The sequence below is a fragment of the Natrialba asiatica DSM 12278 genome (assembly GCF_000337555.1).
Taxonomy (GTDB): domain Archaea; phylum Halobacteriota; class Halobacteria; order Halobacteriales; family Natrialbaceae; genus Natrialba; species Natrialba asiatica.
In genome coordinates this window covers 25,969-38,150 of sequence record NZ_AOIO01000038.1, presented here as the reverse complement: position 1 = coordinate 38,150, position 12,182 = coordinate 25,969, and the positions used below count along the sequence as shown (strand labels likewise).

Genomic DNA, 12,182 nt, shown 5'->3' with positions numbered 1-12,182 from the left:
CGACCCTGGGTCGCGCCGGGAAATCGATACAGCGGGCCGTCTCACTCCGCACGGAGGGCAGACTCGAGGAACGGTCCGATGGTTTCGGCGACCGTGTCGGTCTGGCCGACGAAGAAGTGGTCCGCGGAGAGGGTGACGACCTCGAACTCGTTTTCGTTCTCGTTCTCGTTCTCGTCGCCGAGTTCAGCGGCGCGTTCGACGACCGGCTTCCAGTCCGCCGTCGTATCCCGCTCTCCGACGACGATCCGGACCGGGCAGTCGAGGGATTCGAGCGCTCGGACTGCATCGAGATCGGCCGCAAGTCTCGCGGTCGGCGCGAGCGCGGCGACGGCCGCGACAGGCGACTCGACAACGAGGTCGGGATCGGCCGGCGCGAGCAGGCTCAGACTCGCGCCGAAACTGAAGCCGAAGAGGCCGACGCGGTCGTAGCGCTCCGTGGCCCACCGAATCGCGTTGCACGCGTCCTCGCGCTCGCCGTAGCCTTCGTCCCATTCCCCGTAGTCAAAGCGCAGGCAGGCGACCCCGTTTTCGCGGAGTCGATCCGCGACGGCGACGAGTCGGCTATCGGTTCGCGAACCGCCCTGCTGGGGGTGGGGCGGGCAGGCGACGACGATCGCGTCCGTCTCGGCGTCCGGTTCCGTAAGCGTGGCGCGTACGTCGCGACCGCCCGGAACGAGTACGTCGGTCATACCCATCCGTTTGGACCGGGAGGTAATCAAAACGGCGAGCAACACCGATTGTCCGTCGATTCTCACGTCGTCTGTCGTTGATGTGATGTTTTTAAGGGTGACGAGCGTTAGGTACGAGTATGGGCATCCTCTCTCGGACCTCCTACGTCATCCGGTCGAAGATCAACTCTCTGCTCAACCGTACAGAGGACCCGACTGAAACCCTCGATTACTCCTACGAGCAGATGCGCGACCAGCTGCAGGAGGTCAAACGCGGTATCGCCGATCTCACCACCCAGAAAAAGCGCCTCGAGATGCAAAAGCGCCGACTCGAGGAAAACGTCGACAAACACAACGATCAGGCCCGTACGGCGGTCCGCCAGGACCGGGAGGATCTGGCTCGACGCGCACTCGAGAAGAAGAAGACGAAGATGAACCAGATCGAGGATCTGGAACGGCAAGTCTCGGAACTCCAGAGTCAACAGGACAGCCTGATCGACCAGAAGAACGAACTCCAGACCCGTATCGAAGAGTTCCGAACCAAGAAGGAGACGATGAAGGCCCGATACGAGGCCGCCGAGGCGAGTTCGACCGTCTCCGAGGCGATGACCGCAACCGGCGAGGAGTTCGAGGATGTCGGCCGCGCCATCGAGCGCGCCGAGGAACAGACCGAAGACATGGAGGCCCGTTCAGCCGCCCTCGACGAACTCCACGAGACGGGTGCGTTCGACGACGTACTGTCTGACAAGGACCAGATCGACCGCGAACTCGAGGATCTCTCGACGGGCAGCGGTGTCGAGGCCGAACTCGATACGCTCAAATCTGAGATGGGCGAGGGCGAGAGTGCAACGGAGACGGAGGCTGCAACCGAATCCGAATCCGAATCCGAATCCGAGGCTGAAGCCGAAACCGGTAGCGAACCCGAAGCCGAACCCGCGAACGACGCTGATGCCGATGTCGACTCGGATATCGACGACGCCGAAATCGACTCCGAACTCGCGGAGCTACAGGACGAGGAAAACGCCTAATTCCGACCGGCTCCACACCGCTTCACCACTACACACTTCCCCCACTGAACCGCCACAGCCCACGCAGCGTCACCTACGACGGTGTTCCAAGCACCGTAATATCGTACTCGTCGAGGACGGACGGTGACTTGAGGATGATCACTGTAAACGCCCACACGCCACCGCTATCGAGATCGCCGTTCGTCGACAGATAGCGCCCCAGTTGCTCTCCCATCTCGTTGTAGGCCCGTACTCGGACCTCCGCACGCCGAACCCGCTCCGCTCCCGTATTTTCGATCGTCCCCTGAATCGTCGACCCCTTGAATCCGCTTTCGAACGTGAACTCGTGGCTCGTGATCTCGAGGCGGTTGAGCGGTGTGACACCCTCCTGTGTTTCCTGCTCTGCGAGGGCTGCTGCGGCGGTCAGCTGTTCAGCCGACCGATTTCCGGCGTCGCTAGGCGGGTCGATCTGTCCCCGTTCGTAGCTCGGCCCGGTTTCGACGCCGACGTTGGTTCCGATGCTGGTGCAACCGGCGAGTGCTGCGGTGGCTCCGAGGCCCAGCGACGCGAGGACGTGTCGACGGTGCCGTCCGTCTCGACGAGTTCGGTCCGGCTGCGTGGTGTGGCGTGGCTCCTGAGACGAGTTCGGTGATCGGGTCATCGGACTGTGTTCCTCCGTCGGGATCGGTGGTTTGCCAGCTGTTCGTCGTGACCGTGACCGGGCATGTATGGTTCCGACATCACCGCCGATGTATTTCAGTGTGGACCCTGAACCGTCGCTACTGCTGGTTCGTGGAGGTCGTGAACTCGTTTCTGTGTTCCTGTCTCCCTGTCTTTTGCTCCGTGTCTCTTGGTGTCTTGTAGTGCCTGGCTGCCTGCCACCCGTTCCGTACCCGTCGGTGTGTCGAACAAAACACGCGCTCGCCAGTAGCGGGACAGCGACAGGATATGCAACGTGAGCGCTTATTGTCATATCCGTCGAGCGATGTGGTATGGCAGCTCCGGAGGCGAACGAGACGGCCGAGTCGTACCGGTCCGATACGGATCAGCAGCCGAACTCGATGACGCGAGTTCGGGAGTGGCTGGTAGTCGAGGGGGATCGGCTGGCGGTTGCTGCGCTCATCTCCGGCGGTGTCTTCGTGCTGTTCGTGGGGTTGTACGAGATGGGGCTAATTTCGTTTACGAACGCCAATTCGGTGACGCGGGTAGCAAGCGGGATGATTGCGGGGACGTTTTCGCTCGTCACGCTCGTCGTCTCGATCAACCAGTTGATCCTTTCACAGGAGTTCGCCTCGGCGGCGAGTGCGCACGATCAACTCGAAGGCGTCCTTTCGTTTCGGGATGAGATTGCGGAGACCGCTTCTGTTCCGGCTGCTCCGGCGTCACCGACGCGGTTGCTCGAGTTGCTCGCGGAGTCGATTCACGGGAGCGCAGTTGCGCTTGCCGAGGCCGTTGATTCGGAGTCGGATGCTGCCGGGGAGCAAGCCGGCGGTCGGGGAGACGAGGAGACGCGTTTGATCACCCAGTTTGCAAACGACACCTCCGAGAGCAGCCGACGGATGGACGAGACGCTGGAACGATCCCAGCTCGATACCTTCGGGGCGCTCTCGGCGGCGATCGAGTACGATTCCCCCTGGCAACTGTACGTCGCGCGCCAGATACGCGGGCGCTACGACGACTCGTTGCCGGCGGAAGGCAGCGATGCGCTCGATTCGTTGATCAATGATCTGGTGTTGTTTTCGACCGTCCGGGAGCATTTCAAGACGATATACCTGCAGCGTGAGTTGACGCGGTTTTCACAGTTGACGATCCTTACCGGCGTTCCGGCGATTCTATCGTCGCTGCTGATCGGATTTCTCTACGCGGATATCACCGGCGCGAACGTGACGATCGCGATCTTGCCGTACATCGTCTGTGTGCTCGTAACGATCGCCCTCTCGCCGCTTGCGCTATTGGCATCGTACATCCTCCGAACGGCGGCTGTCACGCGCCGGACCGCATCGGCCGGTCCGATGATGCCACAGAAAGATCCTGATGAGGGCCCATTTACGAGTTCGGGAAACGATACGGTAGAGTAGGGACCAGTGGCGTCGTCCAGTTGGTCACTCCGGCCCGGTGTTTATGTGACCGGTTGTGATTACCCACAATCGATGGGGTTTTGGAACAAGCTCCGTGTCACCACCAGCGAGTCGATCAACGTTCGCGACGACCTGAGCGCCGGAACCAACGTTATGCTCCACTTTCTCTTCCTCGGCGGCCTCGCCTGGATGTCCGGTCAGCCGTTTCTCTTTCCGAGCCTCGGCCCCTCCGCGTACCTCCTCGCGACCGGCGAGAAGGACCGCGCGGTAGGACCGTATCACGTGATCGGCGGACACGCCGTTGCCGCCGTCTGCGGGCTGATCGCCTACGTCCTGTTCGCAAACGGCATCGTCGTCGTCGACGCGTTCCAACAGGGGAAACCCTTCTCGCCCGAGGTCGGTCGCCTCGTCATCAGCGGTATCGTCTCGATGGTGCTCACGACGGTCGGCATGCTCTGGTCCGACACGAACCATCCTGCTGCCTGTGCGACGGCACTGATCGTCGCCCTCGGGCTCATGTCGACCGTACTCGAGACCATCATCATCATCGTCGCGGTCGCGCTCCTCGTCGGCTTTCACAACACGATCGTCGACCGCGTTCAGGACCTCTACGGTGTCGAACCGAAAGATCCACGCTGACCGGCATCGAAAATCGGCCGCCGGTAGCTGCCGGCCGCCTCCGGTCACCCCGTCGTACCCGAGCGTAACCCGTCGCCTTCCAACCAATGGCTTTTACCCGCCCGCGTGGTCGCTCCATCACGGCCGATGCACATCGCGAGTTCGGGCGCAACGGACGACGCGTCGGATGATGATTCGAACACCGGCGGGAACGCGAATAACAGACTCGGCGGACTGCGAATGTGGCTGTTGCTTCGAGTCGACCGGCTCGCGCTTTCAGGGGCGATCCTCGCGCTCATTTTCGTCGTCCTGATCGGCACCAGCCAGTTCGGATTCATCCCGCACCGATGGATCGTCGATAGCCAGGGCAGCATCGCCTTCATCTTCTCGTCGTTCATCGGCGCGATCATCACCGGCACGTCCATCGTCGTCACGATCAACCAACTCGTCCTCTCGCAGGAACTGGGCGCGATCGGGGACCAGCGCAGCCGCATGGAAGCGGCCACTTCCTTTCGCGAGGAGACCGAAGAGACCATCAGCGAGGAAATCAGCCCGCCGGAACCCGGTGCCTTCCTCTACGAACTCGTCGACGGCGTGCAAGAACGCGCGGGTGAACTCGAGTCGGCCGTCTCGGAGAGCCGGGACGAGGACCTGCAGACGGCTATCGAGGAGTACACGGACGACATTCGCCAGAACGCCCAGACCGTCAAGGACGAGCTCGAAGGCGCTCAGTTCGGCACGTTCGAGGTTCTCTGGGGCGCACTGCAGTATAATTACTCGCGAAAGATCTACGACGCTCGCTCGATTCAGGTCGACCACGCGGACTCGCTCTCGGACGAGGCGGAGGAGAATCTCGAGGACGTGCTTTCGACGCTGCGACTCTTCGCACCGGCCCGGGAGCACTTCAAGACGCTGTACTTCCAGTGGGAACTGATCAACCTCTCGCGGGTACTCCTCTACGTCGCAATTTCGGCGCTCACAGTCATGGGGGTCCTGCTCATGTACGTCAATGCGAGTTCATTTCCCGGCGTGACACTCGGCGTTGACAACCTCGTCTGGGCCACTAGCGTGGGGTTCGTCGTCGGGCTCTCGCCGTTCGTGCTGTTCACGACGTACATCCTCCGGATCGTGACGGTCGCGAAGCGAACGCTCGCGATGGGGCCGTTCATCCTGCGCGAAAGCGAGCGGGACGAGGATCTCGGCTAGGGTCGACACCGCACCGACCGTCGTCAGCCCCTTCAGACGGACCGCTGTCGGGCAGTGCCGGCGCAGCTGCGACCGTCTGCGAGCGTGCCGGGCGATCGGTACCAGTCCGTCTCAGTTCGACGGATTATAGCGGTGCACCGACCAGCACGAGCTTCGCCCGCTCGTCGCCGCGATTGAAAATCTTCCGGCGCTCGTCCGGATCGAGCCGCACGAGTTCATCCGTCTCGAGCGCGAGCGTCTCGCCTTCCAATTCGACCTCGACGGTTCCGGAGACGACGTAGTAAATCTCCTCCTGGCCAGTTTCGGATTCGTCGTGTGCTTTCCCCTCCGCGCCGGGTTCGAGTTCGAGGACCGAGAACCCGAGGTGGTCGGTCTCGAGTTCGTCTTTGAGGAACCACATGCCGCCGTACTCTTCGGGAATGATCGACTCCGGATCGGTCTTCGTCGCCGTATCGTAGCTCATGCATGCGTCCTTGCGTTCGCACTCCCTAAATCGGTACGGGAAGCGGGTGTGTAGACGATCGCTCGTTCGGCCGCGTGCCACCACCTATATACNATGCGTCCTTGCGTTCGCACTCCCTAAATCGGTACGGGAAGCGGGTGTGTAGACGATCGCTCGTTCGGCCGCGTGCCACCACCTATATACTCCGCACACCCGCTCCTAGAACCGTCACCCGTGATCGTCGTTATCTGCGGCCCGCCCGGTGCCGGCAAAACGACTCTCGCCACTCGGCTCCGGAAGACGCTCGCCGCCCGCGGCCAGCCGACTGAACTCGTTCACTCGGACGACTACTCGCGGCGCACCTACGACCGACTCTACGAGCGCGTTCGCGACGCGGCGGCGGGCACGATTGCGATCGTCGACGGAACCTTCTACCGCCGGTCGTGGCAGACGCAGTTTCGAACCCTCTCGCCCCTTCGGTTCGTCCACGTCACCGCGAGCCTCGAGACGTGTCTCGAACGGAACCGCGAGCGCGACGACCCGATCGACGAGCAGGGCGTTCACGTCGTCTACCGCGAGTTCAGCGAGCCGGAGGCGGACGTTCGGATCGATACGGACGAGTGCCCGGCGGACGAGGCGGTCGCCCGGATTCTGGCCGCGATGGGATCGTGGGGGTGGGTCGAGAGCCGAGAGGGGTGACGCGTCGGCGCGATCGGTGCAGCGACCGGCGCTCCATCGATCGGGGTCAGAGTCAGTTCAACAGGGGAATCTCGTCCGGGAGGCGGTCGGGGGTTACCGCGTCCGGGAGGACCTCCCAGCCGAGTTCGTCCGCACCGGGATCGGCGTCGGTCTCGAACCCGGCGTCGGCTGCGGACTCTCTGTCGCGGACCGAGGCGGGCGGAGCGTCGTGGGCGTAGACGCCCTCGGGATGGTCGACGGCCCAAACGTGGAGCATACAGGGCGTTCGACACGGCAGGCTGAACTCGATGTCATCGGTCCCCTCGTAAACGTGCCGGTAGTACCACCAGGCGAAGCGTCCGGGAAGTCCGGTGTGGGCGTGCCAGGGCGAGCAGCGGCCCTCGCCGTCGTCGTACACGGCTGCCGGTTCGACGGCCTCGCCGTCACGGGTCGCGATGAACATGACCCCGATCGCGCGCCAGGATTGGGTATCGACCAGTACCGATTCCGGTCGTTCGGGATCCAGTACGGTTTCGTCGCCGATGAACTCCGGGGAGAGCCAGTGCGCGTAGCCGTTCTCGTCGGTCACGTCGAGCGTGTCGAAGTACGGCTTGAATCCCGCGTCGAGCAACGCGCCGACGGTCGGATACGTTTCCGCGAGCGTTTCTCGGACCGCCGACCGGAGTTCGGTCGTCGCCGGATGGTCGTCGGCGCATCCTTCCACGGTCGTCCCTTCGCAGTGGGTCATACTCGGCTCGACGGTCGCGTCGGGACAATCGCCGGGCAGTACCGGCGACGGCGCGGGGGCTGCAGTTCCGTCCGCACTCGCTCGTTTCGCGCCGAGGATCGGAACCGCAGCCGAAGCCCCCGACGCTCGCAGTACCGTTCGTCGAGAGAGTCCCGTCCGCTCACCGTCAGTCATGCCAATAGGTGCCACGGCGACCGCCGTTGTAAACGGTGTTGGCGATTCGAGAGACTGTGTTTCGGAGCAAAAGTACGCGTCAACAGCGAAGCAAGCGAGAGCGGTTGTGGGCGGCGTTATTCGAGTCGCGCGCCCGTTCCCGGTCGCTCGAGTTCAGCGAGCGCCAGCCGGCCGTTCGGCATCGGGACGCCGTCGTAGGGGTCCGCATCGAGCAGGAGCGAGCCGTCGAGGTCGACGTAATCGAGCAGTGGCGCGAGGTGGCAGGCGGCCGCGATCGAGGCGTTGGACTCGTTCATGCAGCCACACATCACCTGCAGTCCGTGAGCGCGGGCGGCGTGGATGATCCGCTTGGCCTCCCGGAGGCCGCCGCACTTCATGAGTTTCAGGTTCGCGATGTCGTAGCGGTCCGCGATCCGCGGAACGTCCGCGACCGTGATACAGGATTCGTCGGCCGCGATCGGCAGCGCCGCGTTCTCGTAGACGAACCGCTGGCCCTCCGGATTCTCCGCGGGAATCGGCTGCTCGACGAACGCGAGATCGAACTCGGCGAGGCGGTCGATCTTCGAGACCGCCTCGCGAGGCGTCCAGGCCTCGTTGGCGTCGACGAAGAGTCGAACGTCGGGTGCGACCTCCCGAATCGTCCGAATACTCTCGATATCCCGATCGGTGCCGAGTTTGACCTTTAACGTGCCGTAGCCGCGTTCGAGGGCGGTTTCGGTCTTCTCGCGCATCGTCTCGACGTCGTCGATGCCGATCGTGTAGGAGGTTTCGAGGGTCTCCCGCGGATCGAGTCCCCAGTAGCGATACAGCGGCACGTCGAGTTGCGTCGCCGCGAGGTCGTGCACCGCGATGCTGACCGCACAGCGGGCGGCCGGATTTCGCTCGACGGTTTCGCGCAGCCGGCGCTCGATGCGGGCGAGCTGGTGCGGGTCGCCCACGTCCTCGACGACCGCGAGCAGGTCGGGCAGGACCGCTTCGACCGTCTCGGCGGTCTCGCCGTAGTGGGATGACGGACCGGCACCGCCGACGCCGACGTTCCCCTCGTCGTCCTCGACGTGGACCGTCACGACCTCGGTTTCGGTCGTCGTCCCCCGCGAGATCGTAAACGGGAACTCGAGCGGGAGCGTTCGCCGCTGAAACGAGGTCTCGAGCGTCATAGCAGGCGCTCGAGTACGTCGTCGGTGTCGTTTCGAATGACGTCCGTCGCGGGCGCACCGAGTGCAGTTGCGAACTCGTCGATCGCCTGCGCCGCGGCGTCGTCCTCGAGTCCGGCCGTATTGAGCGCGCCGGCGGCGACGTCGGCGTCGGAGACGGGCGCGGCGAGGCTTTCGTAGAGGTCGACGTAGGTCTGAATCGAGGGCAACGAGAAGGACTCGTAGCCGTGGATAACCTCCTGGCCGGCGGTGTGACAGAGGACGAGTTCGTCCGGCATCGAGCCGTGCAGGATGCCGCAGGTGACCGCCGAGTAGGCGGGGTGGACGATGCTCCCCTGGCCCTCGACGAAGAGGTAGTCGTGCTCGTCGCCCAATTTCATGATCATCTCCTCGACCGCGCCGGCGGCGAAATCGGAGACGACCCGGTCGATCGGGTTCCCCCAGCCCTCGATCATGATCCCGGTCTGGCCCGTCGGAATCACGGCGGCGTCGTGGCCGGCCGCGCGGGCGTCGCGGGCGAGTTCCATCGTCGTCGTCATCTTCCCGACCGAGCAGTCGGTGCCGACGGTCAGGATAACCTCGGCGTCGACTTCGCCGGCGATCCCCTGGCTCACCGTCAGGTCTTCGGGCGGCTTGCGAACGTCCCGCAGGTCGCCGCCGTGTTCGGCCGCCAGCCGACTGAACTCGTCGTCGTCTTCGAGGAAGTGGTGTAGACCTGAGATCACGTCACAGCCGCGTTCGAGGGCGACGCGGATGTCCTCGCGCCAACTGTCTTCGAGTCCGCCGCCGATGGGGGCGATGCCGATGATCAGGGCGTCGAGTTCGTCGTCGGCGAGGGCGTCCGTGCCGGCGACGATGGGGGCGTCCTGAACGTCGGGGACGTAGTCGTTGACCTGCCCGCCTGCGGTCTCTCGGTCGAGGACGGCGGCGACGTCGTAATCGGCGTACCGGAGGATGCCGAGTGCGGTTTTGGCGCGGTCGGGAAACTGCTCGTGTGCGAGGATTGCGACGCGCATATCGAGGAATGACTGAGGGGATACTTAACGATAGAGTTCGGCGAGGGGAGTGCCAGTCCGGCTACAGGACGAACAGTGTCGTCGTCCAGAAGGTTCCGTAGGCGTCCTCGAGAGCCGATTTCGGATCGCCGGTCGCATCAACCGCTGCAGTTGCCGCCGGCTCGACGGCGGTCTCGTCGGCGAGCGTCTCGATGACGCCGCGTTGTCCGGTGAGAAAGAGGCGATCTATCTCGGCGTCGTCGTACACGTCGGCCAGCGTTTCCCGACACCGTTCGAGGTGAGCGTCGATCTGATCGTCGCGAATCCGCTCGAAGCGCGCCTGCGAAAACCCGCCCTTAGAGTGGCTGCCCTTCACGTCGCTCTCGAAGCCCCGGTATTCGATGCGATCGTCGCCCTCGTAGACGCCGACCGCAAACAGGTCGGCCCTGACGACCGCGAGCGCGTAGCGTCCCGTCGGCAGGAACCACTCGCGATCGAGGGCGAACCGGTCCGTCCACCCCGCGGGCACGTCGCCCTCGTCCGGAAAGACCGGCGGATCGAGCGCGGCGGAGACGAGGCCGGCGTCGTCGACACAGAGCAGGCAGGGCGCAGCGGCGTCGACGAGGGCCTCCCGGTCGCCGAGCGCGGCCGCGAGTTCGTCGTCCGGAGCGAACTCGTCGGCCCCGGATTCCACGACCGTTGTCACCGCTCCCTCCGGACCCGTCCGAACCGACCGGAGCCTATCGAGCACGTCGGCGAGGCGGCCACCGCGAAGCGTCTCGCGCCGCCTGAACGCGAGCGAGTCGTCCTCGTCGGCGTCGACGCGCTCGAGTTCGCCCTCGAGTTGGGCGATTCGATCCTCGAGCCGGTTGACTCGTTTCTCGGCGTCCTGTCTGGCGGTCGTGGCCTCGGCTCGGCGGTCGGTTTCGGCCTCGTAGCGCGCCCGTAGCCGCTCGGTTTCGTCCTCGAGTTCGGCGATGCGCTCCTTGAGCGACGCGCGTCCGAGCAACTCATCGAGCATCCGACCGAACAGGTGCGACGAATGTACTTCTAGCTCCCGGTCTCCGTTCGCGTAGGAACTGCCAGCGGCTCCGATCGCGCCCGCTCACATGCCCGCGTTCCTGAACTCGTCATCGTCGGCGGGGCGATCGGTGTCGTCGCCATCGGTAGCCTGCGCCCAGGATACGGACGGGTCCCAGCCGTCGACGAACGAGAGTAACTGCGAGGCACACTCGCGGCGGGCGAGCAGGACCTCGCGCAGGGATGGCGGGTTTCGGACATCCGTGCCGTCGAGGAGCGTTTCGGGCAGCGCGAGCGTGTTCGTCGGGACGCCGCTGTCGCCGTGGACCGAGAAGTGCTGCGAGTCGAGTTTCATCACGAGCGGCGTTTCGAGCGATTCGAGACCGTCTCCGGTCGCGTACACCGCCTCGTTGATCCGCTCGTGTTGCTCGCTGTCCATTAGCGCGCGGTCGGCGTCGGTCGGAGTCACGTAGAGTCGGCCGAGGTAGTAGCTTCTGGAAAACTCCTCGAACATGCTAGTTATACCCATGTTCCAGAGTGCCATAACTATTGGCGAACACCCTTATACCGCACCGCAATCACGGACGATGTCGATCGCACGCGGATGGGTGCCCGCCGCCGTATCGGCGGGGGTGGAACCTATTTGGCCGTGGCCGATGACCGTCCCTCATGTCCGCGGACGACGAGCACAAAGCGATCGCAAAGCGGTACGTCGATGTCGTCTGGAACGACGGGGACGTCGATGCGATGGATGACGTGCTCACCGACCAGCAGGTGTACCACGATCCGACAGGGTCCGGCGAGGAACCGCTCTCCGAGTTCGAGTCGTTCGTTTCGAACTACCACGAGACGTTTCCGGACCTGCACTTCGAGGTCGAACGCTACCTGCGGGAAGCGGACTACGTCGCGTTCTGGGGGCGGATAACGGGGACCCACGAGGGGCCGTTCATGGGTATCGAACCGACGGGCGAATCCGTCGAGATCATGGGCATCCACGTCGTTCGCATCTCGGACGGAAAAATCGCGGAACGGTGGGCGAACGTGGACCTCTTCGGACTCCTCCAACAGATCGGGTACGATCCGCTGGCATGAGACGGTCTGTTGCACCGAGTTTCCGGCGCACTCGCAGACGGTCCCGGGTGCGCCGGCACTGCCCGACAGCAGCTCGACTGAGACAGTGCGCGACGGCCGTCGCTGCGTTCCGATCGTGAACTCGTCCGGGTTTTATCGCGGAATCAATACTCCTTTGCCGGTCGCTTCCAAAGCCGGCGTATGGTCGAGCGACTGTTTCCCGAAATCGCCACCGCGGCTCTCGTTCTCATTACGGTCATCTGTCTCATCGGGCTGCTGTACCTCCTCGCGAAGCAGTAGCGACACACCGATCGAACGGCGGC

Annotated in this window: 14 protein-coding genes; 6 read left to right on the top strand and 8 right to left on the bottom strand. The window is 64.1% G+C overall.

The features are described from left to right. Positions 1-41: 41 nt before the first annotated feature. Positions 42-689 carry an alpha/beta hydrolase gene (locus C481_RS16635; protein ID WP_006110486.1) on the bottom strand — a complete coding sequence of 216 codons (648 nt, stop codon included), beginning with the start codon at positions 687-689 and terminating at the stop codon, positions 42-44. 119 nt (positions 690-808) lie between these two features. Here C481_RS16635 and C481_RS16630 point away from each other — a divergent pair, with 119 nt between their 5' ends. Next, the gene (locus tag C481_RS16630) at positions 809-1,696 is read left to right on the top strand and encodes a PspA/IM30 family protein (RefSeq protein ID WP_006110485.1); all 888 of its coding nucleotides are present in this window, start codon (positions 809-811) and stop codon (positions 1,694-1,696) included. Positions 1,697-1,769: 73 nt separating this feature from the next. Here C481_RS16630 and C481_RS16625 read toward each other — a convergent pair whose 3' ends face one another. Beyond that, complete coding sequence (locus tag C481_RS16625) at positions 1,770-2,336, bottom strand: FxLYD domain-containing protein (protein WP_006110484.1); 567 nt, start codon at positions 2,334-2,336, stop codon at positions 1,770-1,772. Positions 2,337-2,667: 331 nt separating this feature from the next. Here C481_RS16625 and C481_RS16620 point away from each other — a divergent pair, with 331 nt between their 5' ends. From C481_RS16620 to C481_RS16610, 3 genes are all read left to right on the top strand, one after another. Then, positions 2,668-3,753 (top strand): hypothetical protein, encoded by a 1,086-nt coding sequence (locus tag C481_RS16620; RefSeq protein WP_006110483.1) that lies wholly within the window; start codon positions 2,668-2,670, stop codon positions 3,751-3,753. 72 nt (positions 3,754-3,825) lie between these two features. Then, complete coding sequence (locus C481_RS16615) at positions 3,826-4,392, top strand: HPP family protein (RefSeq protein WP_006110482.1); 567 nt, start codon at positions 3,826-3,828, stop codon at positions 4,390-4,392. A 126-nt stretch (positions 4,393-4,518) separates the two neighbouring features. Further along, complete coding sequence (locus C481_RS16610) at positions 4,519-5,577, top strand: hypothetical protein (RefSeq protein WP_006110481.1); 1,059 nt, start codon at positions 4,519-4,521, stop codon at positions 5,575-5,577. A 124-nt stretch (positions 5,578-5,701) separates the two neighbouring features. Here the strand turns inward: C481_RS16610 and C481_RS16605 are convergent, their stop codons facing one another. Further along, the gene (locus C481_RS16605; RefSeq protein WP_006110479.1) at positions 5,702-6,040 is read right to left on the bottom strand and encodes a cupin domain-containing protein; all 339 of its coding nucleotides are present in this window, start codon (positions 6,038-6,040) and stop codon (positions 5,702-5,704) included. Positions 6,041-6,253: 213 nt separating this feature from the next. Here C481_RS16605 and C481_RS16600 point away from each other — a divergent pair, with 213 nt between their 5' ends. Further along, a complete protein-coding gene (locus tag C481_RS16600) occupies positions 6,254-6,718 on the top strand; it encodes an ATP-binding protein (RefSeq protein WP_006110478.1) in 465 nt (154 codons plus the stop codon). 52 nt (positions 6,719-6,770) lie between these two features. On the opposite strand, the gene C481_RS16595 is transcribed toward C481_RS16600, so the two are convergent. The 5 genes from C481_RS16595 to C481_RS16575 form a co-directional block, all read right to left on the bottom strand. Continuing rightward, entirely contained in the window at positions 6,771-7,619 is an 849-nt protein-coding gene (locus tag C481_RS16595; RefSeq protein WP_006110476.1) for a hypothetical protein, read from the bottom strand. Positions 7,620-7,735: 116 nt separating this feature from the next. After that, on the bottom strand, positions 7,736-8,776 hold the full coding sequence (locus C481_RS16590; RefSeq protein ID WP_006110475.1) for a dipeptide epimerase: 1,041 nt from the start codon (positions 8,774-8,776) through the stop codon (positions 7,736-7,738). Then, positions 8,773-9,789 carry a DUF1611 domain-containing protein gene (locus tag C481_RS16585; protein WP_006110473.1) on the bottom strand — a complete coding sequence of 339 codons (1,017 nt, stop codon included), beginning with the start codon at positions 9,787-9,789 and terminating at the stop codon, positions 8,773-8,775. Before C481_RS16585 ends, C481_RS16590 begins: the two co-directional genes overlap by 4 nt. A 61-nt stretch (positions 9,790-9,850) precedes the next feature. Continuing rightward, positions 9,851-10,789 (bottom strand): Vms1/Ankzf1 family peptidyl-tRNA hydrolase, encoded by a 939-nt coding sequence (locus C481_RS16580; RefSeq protein WP_006110472.1) that lies wholly within the window; start codon positions 10,787-10,789, stop codon positions 9,851-9,853. 84 nt (positions 10,790-10,873) lie between these two features. Then, positions 10,874-11,302 (bottom strand): DUF5802 family protein, encoded by a 429-nt coding sequence (locus C481_RS16575; RefSeq protein WP_006110471.1) that lies wholly within the window; start codon positions 11,300-11,302, stop codon positions 10,874-10,876. A gap of 155 nt (positions 11,303-11,457) precedes the next feature. On the opposite strand from C481_RS16575, the gene C481_RS16570 reads away from it, so the two are divergent. Further along, complete coding sequence (locus C481_RS16570) at positions 11,458-11,880, top strand: ester cyclase (protein ID WP_006110470.1); 423 nt, start codon at positions 11,458-11,460, stop codon at positions 11,878-11,880. Positions 11,881-12,182: the final 302 nt, after the last annotated feature.